Annotated in this window: 15 protein-coding genes and 2 pseudogenes; 12 read left to right on the top strand and 5 right to left on the bottom strand. The window is 37.6% G+C overall.

What is annotated here, in order from left to right; translation table 11 throughout:
- Positions 1 to 85 precede the first annotated feature (85 nt).
- Positions 86 to 1846 (top strand): phosphomethylpyrimidine synthase ThiC, encoded by a 1761-nt coding sequence (gene thiC, locus BLV40_RS25560; RefSeq protein ID WP_090695177.1) that lies wholly within the window; start codon positions 86 to 88, stop codon positions 1844 to 1846.
- 151 nt (positions 1847 to 1997) lie between these two features.
- Here thiC and BLV40_RS25555 read toward each other — a convergent pair whose 3' ends face one another.
- The 3 genes from BLV40_RS25555 to BLV40_RS25545 all read right to left on the bottom strand — a co-directional run bounded on the left by BLV40_RS25555 (position 1998) and on the right by BLV40_RS25545 (position 6130).
- The gene (locus BLV40_RS25555) at positions 1998 to 3356 is read right to left on the bottom strand and encodes an arsenic transporter (RefSeq protein ID WP_090695174.1); all 1359 of its coding nucleotides are present in this window, start codon (positions 3354 to 3356) and stop codon (positions 1998 to 2000) included.
- A 400-nt stretch (positions 3357 to 3756) separates the two neighbouring features.
- Entirely contained in the window at positions 3757 to 4782 is a 1026-nt protein-coding gene (locus tag BLV40_RS25550) for a cytochrome d ubiquinol oxidase subunit II (protein ID WP_026594015.1), read from the bottom strand.
- Positions 4775 to 6130 carry a cytochrome ubiquinol oxidase subunit I gene (locus BLV40_RS25545; RefSeq protein WP_090695172.1) on the bottom strand — a complete coding sequence of 452 codons (1356 nt, stop codon included), beginning with the start codon at positions 6128 to 6130 and terminating at the stop codon, positions 4775 to 4777. The genes BLV40_RS25550 and BLV40_RS25545 overlap by 8 nt, the downstream gene beginning before the upstream one ends.
- A 271-nt stretch (positions 6131 to 6401) precedes the next feature.
- Between BLV40_RS25545 and BLV40_RS28735 the strand changes: the two genes are divergently transcribed.
- The gene (locus BLV40_RS28735; RefSeq protein ID WP_090695168.1) at positions 6402 to 6545 is read left to right on the top strand and encodes a hypothetical protein; all 144 of its coding nucleotides are present in this window, start codon (positions 6402 to 6404) and stop codon (positions 6543 to 6545) included.
- A gap of 106 nt (positions 6546 to 6651) precedes the next feature.
- Positions 6652 to 7737, top strand: a complete 1086-nt coding sequence (locus tag BLV40_RS25535; RefSeq protein ID WP_139265619.1) for a transcriptional regulator — start codon at positions 6652 to 6654, stop codon at positions 7735 to 7737.
- A 115-nt stretch (positions 7738 to 7852) separates the two neighbouring features.
- Here the strand turns inward: BLV40_RS25535 and BLV40_RS25530 are convergent, their stop codons facing one another.
- Positions 7853 to 9022, bottom strand: coding sequence for an acyltransferase family protein (locus tag BLV40_RS25530; RefSeq protein WP_139265618.1), 1170 nt, complete (start codon positions 9020 to 9022; stop codon positions 7853 to 7855).
- Between the two features lie 108 nt (positions 9023 to 9130).
- On the opposite strand from BLV40_RS25530, the gene BLV40_RS25525 reads away from it, so the two are divergent.
- The 4 genes and pseudogenes from BLV40_RS25525 (at position 9131) to BLV40_RS25510 (ending at position 10804) form a co-directional block, all read left to right on the top strand.
- Positions 9131 to 9355, top strand: a complete 225-nt coding sequence (locus BLV40_RS25525; protein ID WP_026594019.1) for a hypothetical protein — start codon at positions 9131 to 9133, stop codon at positions 9353 to 9355.
- 125 nt (positions 9356 to 9480) lie between these two features.
- Positions 9481 to 9798, top strand: a complete 318-nt coding sequence (locus BLV40_RS25520; protein WP_026594020.1) for a PTS sugar transporter subunit IIA — start codon at positions 9481 to 9483, stop codon at positions 9796 to 9798.
- Positions 9799 to 9931: 133 nt separating this feature from the next.
- Positions 9932 to 10381 (top strand): annotated as a pseudogene (locus BLV40_RS25515) (LytTR family DNA-binding domain-containing protein).
- 9 nt (positions 10382 to 10390) lie between these two features.
- Positions 10391 to 10804 carry a DUF3021 domain-containing protein gene (locus tag BLV40_RS25510; protein ID WP_035415761.1) on the top strand — a complete coding sequence of 138 codons (414 nt, stop codon included), beginning with the start codon at positions 10391 to 10393 and terminating at the stop codon, positions 10802 to 10804.
- Positions 10805 to 10948: 144 nt separating this feature from the next.
- On the opposite strand, the pseudogene speD reads toward BLV40_RS25510, so the two are convergent.
- Positions 10949 to 11321, bottom strand: a pseudogene (speD, locus tag BLV40_RS25505) (adenosylmethionine decarboxylase).
- A gap of 400 nt (positions 11322 to 11721) precedes the next feature.
- Between speD and BLV40_RS25500 the strand changes: the two are divergent.
- From BLV40_RS25500 to BLV40_RS25480, 5 genes are all read left to right on the top strand, one after another.
- Positions 11722 to 12024 carry a PTS sugar transporter subunit IIB gene (locus tag BLV40_RS25500; protein ID WP_026594023.1) on the top strand — a complete coding sequence of 101 codons (303 nt, stop codon included), beginning with the start codon at positions 11722 to 11724 and terminating at the stop codon, positions 12022 to 12024.
- Positions 12025 to 12041: 17 nt separating this feature from the next.
- Positions 12042 to 13349: a PTS cellobiose transporter subunit IIC gene (gene celB / locus BLV40_RS25495; RefSeq protein WP_090695161.1), complete on the top strand. Its 1308-nt coding sequence runs from the start codon at positions 12042 to 12044 to the stop codon at positions 13347 to 13349.
- Positions 13350 to 13675: 326 nt separating this feature from the next.
- Positions 13676 to 13999 (top strand): PTS lactose/cellobiose transporter subunit IIA, encoded by a 324-nt coding sequence (locus BLV40_RS25490; RefSeq protein WP_026594025.1) that lies wholly within the window; start codon positions 13676 to 13678, stop codon positions 13997 to 13999.
- Positions 14000 to 14002: 3 nt separating this feature from the next.
- Complete coding sequence (locus BLV40_RS25485) at positions 14003 to 15328, top strand: 6-phospho-beta-glucosidase (protein ID WP_090695157.1); 1326 nt, start codon at positions 14003 to 14005, stop codon at positions 15326 to 15328.
- A 183-nt stretch (positions 15329 to 15511) separates the two neighbouring features.
- On the top strand, positions 15512 to 15790 hold a 279-nt coding region (locus BLV40_RS25480), incomplete at its 3' end, for a helix-turn-helix domain-containing protein (RefSeq protein WP_139265617.1).

Below are 15790 nucleotides of genomic sequence, written 5' to 3'. Positions count from 1 at the left end.
TGAGAATCGAGTTGCACAGAAATTGGTTCAAGATTCGGTGCAAGTTAGATTTGCCTGAAATGATAAAGGGGAGGAAACACAAATTATGAAGCAATCTGTTTCAGCTGAACAAATTGAATTGAAGTCGAGTTTACCAGGGAGTAAGAAAGTTTATGTTGATGGGCCGCATGAAGGTATGAAAGTACCAATGCGTGAGATTGAACAAAGTGATACAAACGGTGTACCAAATCCACCAATTCGTGTTTATGATACGAGTGGTCCGTACACAGACCCTAAGTACAAAGTAGAGCTAGAGAAAGGAATTCCATCGCCTCGCCGTCGCTGGATTGTTGAGCGCGGAGAAGTGGAAGAGTATGAAGGACGAGAAATTAAGCCTGAAGATGATGGTGTGAAAGTTGCATCTAATCATACACCTGTGTTCCCGCAAATGGATCGTAAACCACTTCGCGCAAAAAAAGGAGCAAATGTAACGCAAATGCACTATGCTCGTAAGGGGATCATCACATCTGAGATGGAATATGTTGCGATTCGTGAAGGGGTAGAGCCTGAATTTGTACGTAAAGAGATTGCAGAAGGACGCGCTATTTTACCAGCAAACATTAACCACCCAGAAGCAGAACCGATGATTATTGGCCGCAATTTCCATGTGAAGGTAAATGCGAATATCGGAAACTCTGCTGTCTCTTCTTCCATTGCAGAAGAAGTAGAGAAGATGACATGGGCAACTCGCTGGGGCGCAGATACCATTATGGATTTATCAACAGGGAAAAACATTCATACAACTCGTGAATGGATTATCCGTAACGCTCCTGTACCGGTTGGGACAGTACCAATTTATCAAGCGCTAGAAAAAGTAAATGGAATTGCTGAAGATTTAACGTGGGAAGTATATCGTGATACGTTAATTGAACAAGCGGAGCAAGGTGTGGATTACTTTACAATTCATGCAGGTGTACTGCTTCGTTACATTCCAATCACTGCAAAACGTACGACAGGAATTGTTTCACGCGGTGGGTCCATTATGGCGCAGTGGTGTTTATTCCATCATAAAGAAAACTTCTTATACACTCATTTTGAAGAGATTTGTGAAATTATGAAACAATATGATGTTTCTTTCTCTTTAGGAGATGGATTACGTCCTGGTTCGATTGCAGATGCAAATGATGAGGCGCAATTTTCTGAGCTTGAAACGCTTGGTGAGTTAACAAAAATTGCTTGGAAGCATGATGTTCAAGTTATGATTGAAGGGCCAGGTCATGTACCCATGCACTTAATTAAAGAAAACATGGATAAAGAGCTTGAGATTTGCCAAGGTGCACCGTTCTATACACTCGGACCTTTAACAACGGATATTGCACCTGGTTATGACCATATTACATCTGCGATTGGTGCAGCAATGATTGGTTGGTTTGGCACAGCAATGCTTTGCTATGTGACACCGAAAGAGCATTTAGGTTTGCCGAACAGAGATGATGTTCGTCAAGGGGTTATTACGTATAAAATTGCGGCGCATGCGGCTGACCTTGCGAAAGGACACAAAACAGCGCAGCAGCGTGATGATGCACTTTCAAAAGCTCGTTTTGAATTCCGCTGGCGCGATCAATTTAACTTATCTTTAGATCCCGAACGCGCAATGGATTTTCACGATGAAACATTACCAGCAGAAGGGGCAAAAACAGCTCATTTCTGTTCGATGTGTGGTCCGAAGTTCTGTAGTATGAGAATTTCACATGACATTCGTGAGTATGCAAAAGAAAATGATTTAGAAACAACAGAAGCAATTGAAAAAGGTATGAAAGAGAAAGCGGAAGAATTTAAAGAAGCGGGTAGTCACTTATATCAATAATTGAATTTGAGATGAGGCTAAGAGTGCCCGCGGATAGCGGGAGATATGTATGATTTCCGAGCACCTTTTTACTTGATTGATCACGTGTACCTAATTTAAATATAGAAGAAGCCTCTTTTGCTAAGACGGTAGCAAAGGAGGCTGTTATTTTTTAGAGGGAGAAGAAAAGTTGTACCCAGTAGAATAAGAGGAATAATGTTACGATTGTTGAGAGCGGAATGACAATAAGTGATACGCTTAAATAATCTTTCCATTTCACTTTAATTTTATTTTGTCTTAGGATGTACATCCAAATGAGGGAAGCAAGTGTACCGATTGGTAATAATAATGATCCCATGTCACTACCAATAATGTTTGCAAGATAGATTGTTTTTAGAGTGACTGGATCAAGTCCCATCTCAGTTAATGTAATGGTACCAATCATGAGAGCAGGGTGATTGTTAAAGATGTTAGAGAGGATAGAAACCAATCCGCCCATTGTAAAGCTCGCATAAAGAAGATGTTGGTTTACAATGGGTTCGCACCATTTTACCAGTAACTCTGTTAATCCTGCATTGTGCAAGCCGTAGATGATAACATACATAGAGAAAGCGAAGATTAGGATATGCCAAGGTGTCTTTTTTAAGATATCGACAGGATTTGTACGTAAATAGTACCATCTCCACACAAGAAGAATGAATGAACCCAGTACAGCTACAATTTCAATCGGTATGGATAGGAAGGAAGCGACGAAGAGAAGACAGCGCATAAGGAATACGAAAAGTAATACTTTTAACATGAATTTTGTCCGTTTTTGTTTTGTATCTACGGGATTTCTCCCTTTTAGAGGATGAAAGTTTTTTGTGAAGAAAATTTCTTCAATATCATAAGAGGAAACAGGTAATCTTTCTGGTAATTTTTTCTTTAATACAGTGTACATGAGCCATGACATAAATAGTAATCCTAGCGTTGCCGGAACAAACATCATTGCAGTGTGCATATAAAGTGTCATATTTACGATATTTAATGCGATTAAGTTTACGATATTACTTACACCAATTGGTGCACTTGAAGCAGTAGCAATTAAAGCACCGCTTAGTAAATATGGGATTTGCTCATGTGGTTTTAATCGAAGGTTTTTAAGAAGTAAAATTAGAATTGGAGTCGTAATTAAGATACTGCCATCATTGTTAAATAGAAGTGTCATGAGGAAGCATAATAATTGAATGTACCAGTATAAACGGCGGCCGGAACCTTTTGCTAAGTTTGCCAGTTTTGCAGCCGACCAATGGAAAAAGCCGAAGCTTTCTAGTATAACCGCCATAACAATGGTTGCTAAGATCGTTATGGAGGCGCCTCCTATTTTACTAATAATATCCATGACGTCTGGTTTTGATACAAGCCCTGTAAGGAGAATGATACCGGCGCCAATTGCAGCGGGCCATGCTTCATTCAATCCACGTGGTCGCCAAAAGATGATAATCATGGTCAAGAAGAAGACGACGATAGTAATCAATATTTCTGTACTCATTGTTAACCTACCTTTCTTTTTACTTGAACAAATGGATGTAAGCTTGTCTCAAGTTTATACAGTAGTATATTCAAAGAAAGACAAGAAGAACTAGGTATGTATCTGAATCTAGTGAATATGTGTATTTGATGTTAAAAGGCAAATATAGATATGAGAGAGATAACTAGTGCTTTTTGATAGAGAGAAGTGCCTATATAAATAAAAAATGAACAAATAATATAGAAACATTTTAAAGTGGGAGAGAGCATCCACCCAAGCATAGAAGCGGTCAGAGCTTTTTTAGCCCCATGCCCAGTTTAAAACAAAGAGTAGGTCACTTTTTTATGATCATAAAAAAAGAAGCTGGTCTCCAAACATCTCTATTTTCAGTAAATGTTTGGAGTAGCTTCTTTTTTAATTGCTATTTTTCTTTGAGGAATGTTCGATCTTTTAAGAATAAATTCCAGAAGAAAATAAAGCCCGGAAGTAAGATCGCGATGCCAATTGCATAGAGGATGAGCAGCGCATAGAATGTTTCTTTCGTTGTAAAGCTTGTAAATACGGTAACGTCCGGATAGATAATATACGGTAAATGTGCAACGCCATAAGCGTAGCTTGCAAATGCATATTGTGCAACAACTGCTAACACAGCGATGCGAGGCCAGCCAAGTGAACCGTGTTTTTTGTTTGTCCACCAAAGGGAAGAATACCCGATTACAAATAAAATAATGGAGACTGTGAACCACGGAAACTGTTTAATTAATCCTTGCATGAGCCAATGGGTTTCTGGGTCCATAACAACAAGGGCGATGATGGCAGTAACGAGTGTTGCTGGGCCGAGTATGATGGCATTACGTCTGTAAATTCGATATGTATCTTCTGAGCGCTGTTCTCTCGCAAAATCAGCTAGAAACAGAGAGGATAAGAATAGCTCAGAAGTTAATCCGAACAACATATACCAATAGATTACAGGGCTTGATAGAAGTTTCCCATATAATAAAACTTCTTTTCCACCAGAGGTTGTAATATAGGCACCTTCTGTTACTGGCAAAACTGTAATTAATAAGGCAGGAATTAAGAGCCCAGTAATACCAGAAATGAGGCGCAGGACGTGTTCATATTTTGGTACAGAGTAAGCAAACACCATAAAGGTACTACGAATAGCAACGAGAACTAAAATTAATGTTACAGGAACGAACATGACTGTTGCGAGTGTAAAAGCTGCTTTCGGAAAGAAGCCAAGAAATGCGACAACGACAAAGACAAGAAATGTATTCGTGACTTCCCATGTTGGTGATAGATAACGATTGGCAAGCTTTCCGGCTAGTGTCGGGTGCTTCGCGTATACCATGCCCCAAAATCCAGCCCCAAAATCAATGGAACCTAAAATACTGTATACGAAGATAATGGCCCATAAGATGATAATCGCAATACTTTCCTCATGCACGAGGATCTCCTCCTTGCTGTCCTAGATCGTTTTTTAATGGATGTCTTCTAAAGAACGTTCGTAGTACGAAAATCGTTAAAGCGCCAAGACCGACATATAAGATGATGAATAAAATAAATAAGGGCCCGACGAAATCAGCCCGCGTAGCAGCATCCATTGTGCGCTGCATCCCATAAATCGTCCAAGGCTGACGGCCGCTACAACTGAAAACCCATCCAAATTCAATGCCAAGCATCATAATCGGTCCGCATGCAGCAGTAGCCCACAGAAGCCACTTTGGTAATTCTGCCCCTTTTTTTCGATAGATAAAGTACCAATATAAAAGAGCGATTGCTGCTACAGCAAAAGTGAATGCAGCTGTACCGACCATTAAATTAAAGAACGTATGCGTATAAAATGGTGGCCACGTTTCTTGTGGAAATTCATTTAATCCCTTTACAACGGTATTAGGATTAAATCCAACTAACATGCTTAGCATATTTGGGATTTCAAGGGCGTAGTTTAGCTCATGTGTTGCAGGATCAACAAACCCACCAATTGCAAGAGGAGCATGTGATGTTGTATGAAATAATGCTTCAGCCGCTGCTAATTTTTCCGGAGAATGTTCATGCAGGGCAATTGCTGATTCATGTCCAGAAAGCCACATTGTTGCACCTGTAATAAACGTGACGACGAGGCCTAAAAATAGTCCTTTTTTATGATAAGCAATTTCCCGTGGGCTTATATTTCGTTTTAATAATTTAAATCCAGCGATAGAAGCAATGACTGCTGCACCTGTTGCGTAAGCCGTAATGACCACGTGAAGGGAGCTTGTGAAAAAGCTTGGATTAAAGAATGCCTTCCACGGATCAACGTTAAAGACAGAGCCATCAGGGTTCATAGAAAAGCCTGCCGGTGTATTCATCCATGTGTTTGCTGAAGTAATTAACACGGCAGATGCCGTGGCACCAAGCATGACAAAAAAGAGTGAGATTAATCTCATGAATGGTGGTAATTTATCTGCTGCATATACGTAAATGGACATAAATAAAGCTTCTAAGAAGAATGCGAAAATCTCAATCTGGAATGGAACAGATATGACTTGACCGACAATTTTGGCGAAACCGGGCCAAAGAAGTGAAATTTGTACACCGACAATTGTTCCAGTAGGAATTGCTACACCAAGAAGGATGGCAAAAGCTTTTGTCCATCTTTTTGCCATAACAGCATAATCTGAATCCCTCTTCCAGTGATATAATATTTCGCTTATAAAAATCATTAAGGATAGTCCGATTCCAAGAGTTGCAAAAATAATGTGGAATGCTAATGATGATCCAAAGAAAGCCCGTGACAATGTAACAGTATCCATAACTCTACTCCTCTTCATTTTTGCCATTATTTTCTGATTGAACTGGAAAATTTATTCAAAAAACTGCCAAAAATATATATGTATTTTAAAAAGTGAGTATGATATTATAATTTTGAAATCTTTAGAAAAGATAAAAAATAGGGAAGGAATGTAATTGCATTTGTATTTCAGAACAAAATCTTTTATAATGCTTATACGAACGTTAGTTCTGTTCCTGAGGTTGAGACCAACAGAATGAAGAGGTTCATGTGAAACGGAGGGGGATTCTTGTATGTATCCTGAAGTCATTAGAAAAATGGCGTTTTCGAAAGAGCATAAAGATTTATTATTAAAGTTATACAATAAAGAAATTACACGGCGTGAATATGATCGCCTTGTGCAATTACTGTATCGTCCTGCGAAAGAGGCTAACTAACGTATGTAAAGAATAAAAAGTAAGGGCAATCTAAAGGATTGTCTTTTAAATGTTTCCGTATGTTCTACCAAGATTACGGTTAGCCTTATTATAGAGGTGAGAAAACGTGCGGAAACATTTGTATATATGGGTGGCGTTAGTTTTATTTATGGTTTTAGGAGGGATTGTTTTTTGGGCTGCACTACAAGGGAATCGAACAGAATATTTTATTTTGAGACATATGATAAACGAGAATGGGACGCTCGCAACATATCGAATAGCTGATTCAGAGGAAGGAACGGACGAGGCAATCGGTCGTGAAGCATTATCAGAATCAGCAGGACTATGGCTACAATATACACTTGATATGGACAATCAATCATTGTTTGATGAACAAGTAAAGGTTATCCAAAATTATTTTATACATCCAGTCCATATTGTTTTATGGAAAATTTCTGAAACAGGAGAAAGACAAGCAGCTACGAACGCTCTCATTGATGATCTTCGCATTATCGAACAGCTATATCGTGCCTATGAAATGTATAAAGAAGAGCGGTATAAACATCTTGCGGATCAAGTGAGTGATGCTGTACTTCGTTATAATAAGAGAGGAAACATCTATGTTGATTATTATGATGCGGATAAGGAGATGCAACACAATATATTAACGACATCCTACATAAATCCAAGTGCATTCTCTTATATGAAAAAGTACGGAAAAATTTCAGAAACGCAATATCAAGGAGTTATTCAATTTTTAGCGGATTATCCGAGGCGCGGCTGGGCATTCCCGAAAGAATATAAAGCAGATGGCACGTTCACATATGAAAAACAGGTGAATCTGATTGATCAATCGTATGTTGCTTATCATCGGAGTTTAGGCGGCATTGCTTCCGAATCCTATTTAGATTTTATCAAAAAAGCATTCCATAAAGATGGAAAGCTATACGGTCGTTATGATTTAGATACAGGAAAACCAGTAGTAGATTTTGAATCACCAGCGGCATATGGGCTAACCATTCTATATGTGTTGCAAACGGGAGATATAAAGTTTGCTAAGGAATTATACAATCGGATGAGTGAATTTCGGAATGACAACGTATTTAGCAGGTTTTATGGTGGATATGTAGTTGGGAAAGAGGACAACACGCATATTTTTGATAACGTGTTGCCGCTATTAGCTGAGACGGAATTGAAAATGGATAAGAAGTAAAAGGATGATAGCGGCTCCTGCAGTTATTGTAGATGGCCTTGTTATATTAGAAGAAAGAAAAATCAACAGGTTTCTGGACAAGAAGAAGCTGCCTCTTTGCGGAGGCAGCTTCTTCTTATTTTTTACTTCTTACTAACGATAGTAAAGGTATAAGTGTAGGCCATTTTAATACAGGCGTGGGAGAAGGTCCTGTAATCCATGTATGGAATGGAACCGTGCTACATATAACCATTGTGATGATAGAAAATGTTACCGTCAAAAGAAATAGTGATAGACTGTATAGAATTGTATTTGCTTGTAATGTAAATAGAGATAGTAATTTCGTAATTAGCTGTAAAAAGAAAAAGTGCGCTAAATAGGCCCCGTACGTGTAGTTTCCGATAAAACGTAATGTTTTATATAACAAACCTCGTCGCTGTACAATCATGATAGATAGTACGTATAATATTAAAATTTCACATACAATGTACAGAAACATGGATGGCTTTAAATAGGTAGATACAGTAAGGTGAATGGAATCTACACCATAAAAGCTAAATAGTTCATAGTTAATGAATAAGAATAGAATAAAAAATAAGATTGTTATGAGCGGTATATGTTTCATTACAAATAAACGCCAAGCTTGAAGTGCTACAGCTGCGATTCCTCCCATGACAAAGTAAAATGAATAAAAGAAGAAGGATCGATCTGTATAATGCAAAACAGTTGATCTAGTTAAGACTTCACCGTTAAAAATATAATGAGAAGAATACCACATTAAGAGAAAATACATGCTAGCGAAAACGGCCATGTACCGGTATATATCTTGCTGATTGTGTGTTCGCTTTTGAAACCAATAGAACAATCCGCATAGCAGTGGGAACAACAAATGAATTTGGAACATCATGATGACGTACCAAAGATGGGGTGCGGCTGTTCCGAGAAATAGGCTTTTTATTCCGCTTTGCACTGTAACGACTTGATTTGTTGTAAATAGGTATACGACGGACCAGAAGAAATAAGGAGCAAGTAAGTATGTTGTTTTTTCATAGAGGTATTCTGTATAAACCATTTGTTTTGTGTATTGCCGAATTAAATGGAATCCAACAATGAAGATGAATGCTGGTGCTGAAAATTTTGCGAGATTAAATAGCATTCCCATAATAAGAGATTGTTCTAGTAGAATATGTCCTTGATTCATTGTATATAGTAAGGAACTTTGCAAAACAACAGCAAGAAATGCTATGCTTTGCAAAACTTTAAATTCCGGGGCGTTTTGTGTCATAGTTTCCATCTCCTTTTCCATACATGATTATAGTACGAAGGAAGAGAAAGCGCTGTGGAAACTTTGTGAAAGTTATAACAAATTTGTGGCAAATAAAGTGTTATTTTATTTGGAGGTAATTGTAAGGAAGTGTTCGGGTATCCAGTTAGTGCAACATTTAATATAATGTCTTTAATAGGTTTTATTGGAATCGCTTACAGGTTTGAGAAACAACATAAAGTGGATGTATTAGTAGTATTCATTATTGTCCATGTGGAATTCATGACGAGCCATGGTGGGCGGTGTCATGAGTTCAATTTAATTATCACGAATGGATTAAAACCTGCAGCGTTTTTCAAGCAAAGAAAGATATAACAAATATGATAATTATGAATCTGTGCAGAAAGTTTTGGGGCTACGATGGTATTCTTTATTTACCATTTTTGAGAGTGTAGGATAAGCAAAAAGTAGCGTAAGAAAAAGGGGAGTAAAGAGATAAAATGGATACATTAGAGACACAAGCTTTTCATTTAATTTTACATGGAGGAAATGCGAGAAGCAGTGCGATGGAAGCGATTGATTATGCAAAGCGAGGAAAGTTTGAAGAGGCGGACGCTAAACTACAGGATGCGCTTCAAGAATTACAAGAAGCGCATCGTTTGCAAACAGATTTGATACAGAGGGAAGCTGCGGGGGGAAAGACGGAGATTACCCTGCTCATGGTTCATGCACAAGACCATTTAATGAATGCTATAACGGTGAAGGAATTAGCGAGTGAATTTGTAGGATTATATAAGAAAATGTTAGCGAAAGAATGAGGCCTTGCTTATGCGAGGTCTTTTTTATGTACGAAAAAGTGTCAGTTATGTCGAGGGTGATACCACTTATGTAGCAATCTATTTATTTTTTCCAAATATATGTAACAATAAAAGTGTAAGGGAGGTGGAGGTAGTGAAGATTCACCTTGAATTAGATCCATCACAAGATGAAATAGAGATTATTGTAAAGACAAAAGAAGTAACAGACGAAGTTCAGCATCTTTTAAAAAGGATAGAAGGTGGAGGTGTGAAGCAAATTGTTGGAATTTCGGAACAGCAATATTATTTGTTAGAACCGAAAGATATTTATTGGTTTTATGCAGAGGGTCGAAAGATAATGGCGCAAACGACGAAAGGAAGTCTTGAAGTGAAATCACGTTTGTATGAGTGAGAAACAAAATTACAGGGTGATCGCTTTGTGAGATTCTCAAAGTCTACATTAGCTAACTTGCAGTATGTAACAAGTTTTGAAATGTCTTTTAGTGGCAGTATGTGTGCACACTTTTCAAATGGAATGAAAGAGTATGTTTCAAGAAAATATGTGCCGCTTATTAAAGAAGCATTGAATATAGGAGGAGGTTAGAGATATATGATGATTACATTGTTTGATAGAATAGGCGCTAAAGTGATTGCAGGAATGGCGATGGCGATGGTGTATAGCTTATTGTTTTTAGGAATCGGTTATGCAAATGGAATGGATGTATTAGAGACAAAGACATTACTTACCCACCTTGTAACAGCAAATATTGTAGGGATGATCTTCTCGTTTGCTTCCTTTGTGTTTGAGAGAGAAGAATGGAGCATTTTGAAGCAAACGATGATTCACTTTATCATTTTACTAGGAACATTCTTACCGATTGCAATTTGGATTGGTTGGGTTCCAAGTCAACTTGTTCCCATTCTGATTTGCATAGGTAGCTTTATCGTTATTTACTTCATTATCTGGTTTACGATGACAATGTATTGGAAGAAAAAAATTGAGGGATTGAATAGTGGATTGAAGTAGGTTTACAGGAGGTTAATTCTTTATTGTAGGTTTTCGAATCGCCAATATTTGAATGATAGATGGGTGTGGGTCATCAGTGGATTATCACTGATGGTCCTGTTATTGTAGCGTAACCGCCTTTTAGTAGAAGAATAAAAATAAGAATTAGCTCATATTCGTTATTTCTCCTATACCTCGAAGCAATTTTTTTATATAAAATCGCTTCGGTTTTAAAATGTCTAATATATAGTTAATCGCTTTTTGTGGATCAACTGCTGTACCACATGTATAATAGGCGATTGCTGCGAAGCCCTTTTCTGGATATGTGTGAATAGAGATGTGGCTCTCTGCTAGTAGAATTAATATAGTAACGCCATATGGATGAAATATTTTTTCGCTTACAGATAGAACAGTAGCACCACATATAACAGATGCAGTTATTAAATGTTGTTCTAAAAATTCACAAGCATTTAATAGAGAAAAAATCTATTTCCCACAAATCTACAATTATATGTCTGCCGAATGTGGCATGTTCCATACTTCTTGTATAAAAAATGTTTTATCTTATTTTATGTAAAGAAATAGAATTAGATTGGATAATCTATTCTTTTGGAATATGAAACACTAGTTTATTACAAAGTGAAAAGCCAATATAAAATTTATTTGTAAAAATATTTTATTTTTTGGTTTCCCACACGACTAGACAACTAAACACTAATCTATTTTCATACAGATATGTGTTAAAAGCGTGTTGTTTTATAACACACTACCGATATTTTAAATAACACACTTTTTGAAAGCGATAACACACAATAAAAAACACTTAGGAGAATGTTGATTTTAGGCAGTTTGAAAAGTTGGCACGGCAATTGCAATAATAAAAGGTGTAAAGAAAAATAAATAACAAAAATAGTTTACATGCATAGGGGGACTTATTAATGAATATTTTACTTTGTTGTTCAGCAGGAATGTCTACAAGCTTACTAGTTACAAAAATGGAAGAGGCTGCAAAAGCTCGCGGCCTAGAAGGAAAGATCTGGGCTGTATCTGGGGATGCAGTAAAAAACAACATTGATGAAGCAGATGTATTATTACTAGGACCACAAGTTCGTTATATGCTCTCTTCAATGAAAGCGCTTGCTGATGAGAGGAATGTTGGTATCGACGTTATCAATCCAATGCACTACGGCATGATGAATGGAGAGGCAGTTTTAGATCACGCATTAACACTTAAAAAATAATTAGGGGGGAAGAAAGAATGCAAAAGTTTATTGCATTTATGGAAAAGTATATTGTTCCAGTCGCTGGTAAAATCGGATCACAACGTCATTTAGCTGCGATCCGTGATGGATTTATTGCAGTTATGCCGCTTATCTTAGTTGGTGCCCTAGCGTCGCTTGTTAATGGCTTTCCATCTGAAGCTTTTCAAAGTTTCATGAAAGGTTTGTTTGGTGAAACGTGGAAGCAGATAGGCGGAGGAATGTGGACTGGTTCTTTCGCAATTTTAGCATTAATTATAGCATTTACAACAAGTTACAACTTAGCAAAATCTTACGGTGTTGATGGATTGTCTGCAGGTATTATTTCATTTGGTGCGTTAATTATTCTTACACCAACAACACCAAAAGAGGGCGGATTAAATTTAGTTTGGACAGGAGCACAAGGTTTATTCGTAGCAATCATTGTAGCACTTCTTGTTACGGAAGCATTCCGTTTCTTTGTACAAAGAGAGATTACTTTCAAAATGCCAGATGGAGTACCACCAGCTGTTCTTCGCTCTTTTGCAGCGTTAGTTCCAGCATTTGTGATTTTGACAGTAGTTGCAGGTATTCAATTAGCTGTGAAATTAGCAGGTACAAGTGTTCATGAATTTATCTTTAATACAATTCAATTACCATTACAAGGTTTAGCGGGTACATTACCAAGTGCAATTGTTATTGTAATTCTTGTTCATCTTCTTTGGTTCTTTGGTTTACACGGTCCAAACATCGTTGGTGGTATCATCGAGCCGTTATACTTACCAGCGTTAGAAAAAAATATAAAATTATTCCAAGATGGTGTGTCTGCATTTGATGTTCCAAACATTATTACAAAGCCATTCTTTGATACATTCGTATATCTTGGTGGTTCTGGTGCAACATTAGCATTCTTAGTAGTTGTATTAATTGTAGCGAAAAGCGCACAAATGCGTGGCGTATCCCGATTATCAATTGGACCAGGTGCATTTAACATTAATGAACCAGTAATCTTTGGTACACCGATTATTTTAAACCCAATTTTATTTATTCCATTTATTGTGACACCAATTGTATTAGTAATTACTTCTTATACAGCGATTTCTTTAGGAATGGTGCCCAAAACAGTTGCGATGATTCCGTGGGCAACACCACCAATTATTAGTGGTTACCTTGTAACAGGTGGACATATTTCAGGTGCAATTCTCCAGTTACTCAACTTTGTAATCGCAATGGTAATTTACTATCCATTCATTGTATTATGTGACCGTTCTATTGTTAAAACTGAAAAAGCTGCAGCACAAGGAAACGATCAATCTGTACCTATGTAATACATGATTGTTCTCACGGGCGGTGCTAGACCGTGAGGACAATACCTTTATATCATGTTCAGAAAGATGGCACATATCTGGAAGAACACTAAAAACATACTACTAAAATAATAGTTTAATAGACGCGTTCAAACTGAGGGGGTATTTCAATCGGTTGAACTTTACCCCGCATTAAAGGGGAGTAAGCCTCCTACCTGAAAATTCGGTAAAAGCAAAGAAGTTAGGTGGAGACAACTACCTGTAAATGCCCGATTGGCGAGGGCTAATAATCAGTGGGAAAAAGCCCCTGCTGATTAAAGTTTCACTTTATAGAGAGGGCGGTATTTATGATGACTACAGCAGAACAAATTCCATTCCAATTAATTTTACACAGCGGTAACGCAAGAAGTTATGCGATGGAGGCACTGCAATATGCGAAACAGGGGAGATTATTAGAAGCGGATGAAGCGATGGCAAAAGCGAAAGAAGCCATTAATGAAGCACATCATTTCCAAACAGAGCTTATACAATCAGAAGCAAGAGGAGAAAAAACAGAAATTAGTGTTCTTTTAATTCATGCACAAGACCATTTAATGAATTCAATGACTGTAAAAGAATTAGCAGCAGAATTTATTGACCTTTATAAAAAACTTGATGCGAAAGGAGAATAAGATATGAGCGGAATTAAAATTGCTACAATCGGCGGTGGATCTAGTTATACACCAGAGTTAATTGAAGGATTTATTAAGCGCTATGATAAGCTTCCAGTTCGCGAAATTTGGCTCGTTGATATTGAAGAAGGAAAAGAAAAGTTAGAGATCGTTGGGAATTTAGCGAAACGTATGGTGAAAAAAGCTGGTCTACCAATTGATATTCACTTAACACTTGATCGCCGCGCTGCACTTAAGGATGCTGACTTTGTAACAACACAGCTTCGCGTTGGTTTATTAGAGGCACGTACGAAAGATGAGGCGATTCCATTAAAATATGATGTAATCGGTCAAGAAACGAATGGGCCAGGTGGATTATTCAAAGCATTGAGAACGATTCCGGTTATTTTAGATATTTGTAAAGACATGGAAGAGCTTTGTCCAGATGCTTGGCTCATTAATTTCACAAATCCAGCTGGCATGGTAACAGAGGCTGTACTTCGTTATACAAGCATTCAAAAAGTAGTGGGATTATGTAATGTTCCAATTGGTATTCGTATGGGGCTTGCAAGGTTGCTTGAAGTAGATGCAAGCCGCGTTCATGTTGACTTTGCCGGCTTAAATCATATGGTCTACGGATTAAATGTGTATTTAGATGGAGTAAGTGTGATGGATCAAGTAATAGAACTTGTAACAGACCCAGAAAAGCAAATTACGATGGAAAACATCGCTGCGCTAGATTGGGAGCCAGAGTTCATCCGCGCTCTGCGTGCAATTCCATGTCCATACCATCGTTACTATTATAAAACACGTGAAATGCTAGAAGAAGAAAAACAAGCTTCTATTAAAAAAGGAACACGTGCAGAAGTGGTGAAACAATTAGAAGACGATTTATTCGAGTTATATAAAGATCCGAATTTAGATATTAAGCCACCGCAGTTAGAAAAACGCGGAGGGGCGTATTACAGTGATGCAGCATGTAGCTTAATTACATCCATTTATAATAATAAAGGTGATATTCAACCTGTTAATACAAGAAATAACGGTACAATTGCAAGCTTGCCACATGATTCAGTTGTTGAAGTGAACTGTACCATTACAAAAGATGGTCCGAAGCCGATTGCGGTAGGAGACTTACCGGTTTCTGTTTGCGGTTTAGTTCAGCAAATCAAATCATTTGAGCGCACATCAATTGAAGCTGCTGTTACAGGGGATTATCATAAAGCGCTGCTAGCTATGACAATTAATCCACTTGTACCATCAGATAAAGTAGCAAAACAAATTTTAGATGAAATGTTGGAAGCACATAAAGACTATCTTCCGCAGTTCTTCACAAAAGTAGAGAAATAAAAAGCGGCGCTGACAAGGCACGCTTTTTTCATTTTATGTAATGGAACGCGTGAAGGGACTAGGGTTTTAACGGAAAGTGAGTTGCCAGAGGGGATAGAACTTGTGAGATTTAAAAAAAGACGGTTTATTATGATGTGCACCCCAATTGTTAGACACACTTAACAATTGGAGGTGCACTTTTTTATGAGTAAGTTTTCTTCTAAAGAAAAACTACAAATAGTAAAACAATATTTTGATGGGGTAGATGGCGGGAAAAGAATCGCTAAATCTCTAGGGATTCATTCTAGTATAATTTATCAGTGGATTAAACAATATGAGGCCTTTGGGGAAAAAGCTTTTGAAAAGCGCTATACAACTTATTCGCTTCAGTATAAACTAGATGTGCTTAATTATATGGAGAAACAAGGGACATCTATGAGAGAAACGGCGGCAATTTTTAATATTCCATCTCATGAAATAATT

Origin of the sequence: Bacillus sp. 166amftsu (assembly GCF_900107445.1) — a bacterium.
GTDB classification, from domain to species: Bacteria; Bacillota; Bacilli; order Bacillales; family Bacillaceae_G; genus Bacillus_A; species Bacillus_A arachidis.
The sequence above is the reverse complement of the archived record's forward strand: the minus strand, read 5'-3'. Positions and strand labels throughout refer to the sequence as shown.

Excerpts from the sequence above, each read along its gene's own strand:
- BLV40_RS25530 (WP_139265618.1), bottom strand. The coding sequence starts at position 9,022 with ATGGAAAAGGAGATGGAAACTATGACACAAAACGCCCCGGAATTTAAA.
- BLV40_RS25490 (WP_026594025.1), top strand. The coding sequence starts at position 13,676 with ATGATGACTACAGCAGAACAAATTCCATTCCAATTAATTTTACACAGC.
- BLV40_RS28735 (WP_090695168.1), top strand. The coding sequence starts at position 6,402 with ATGTATCCTGAAGTCATTAGAAAAATGGCGTTTTCGAAAGAGCATAAA.
- celB (WP_090695161.1), top strand. The coding sequence starts at position 12,042 with ATGCAAAAGTTTATTGCATTTATGGAAAAGTATATTGTTCCAGTCGCT.
- BLV40_RS25500 (WP_026594023.1), top strand. The coding sequence starts at position 11,722 with ATGAATATTTTACTTTGTTGTTCAGCAGGAATGTCTACAAGCTTACTA.
- BLV40_RS25545 (WP_090695172.1), bottom strand. The coding sequence starts at position 6,130 with ATGGATACTGTTACATTGTCACGGGCTTTCTTTGGATCATCATTAGCA.
- BLV40_RS25510 (WP_035415761.1), top strand. The coding sequence starts at position 10,391 with ATGATTACATTGTTTGATAGAATAGGCGCTAAAGTGATTGCAGGAATG.
- BLV40_RS25485 (WP_090695157.1), top strand. The coding sequence starts at position 14,003 with ATGAGCGGAATTAAAATTGCTACAATCGGCGGTGGATCTAGTTATACA.
- BLV40_RS25520 (WP_026594020.1), top strand. The coding sequence starts at position 9,481 with ATGGATACATTAGAGACACAAGCTTTTCATTTAATTTTACATGGAGGA.
- thiC (WP_090695177.1), top strand. The coding sequence starts at position 86 with ATGAAGCAATCTGTTTCAGCTGAACAAATTGAATTGAAGTCGAGTTTA.
- BLV40_RS25555 (WP_090695174.1), bottom strand. The coding sequence starts at position 3,356 with ATGAGTACAGAAATATTGATTACTATCGTCGTCTTCTTCTTGACCATG.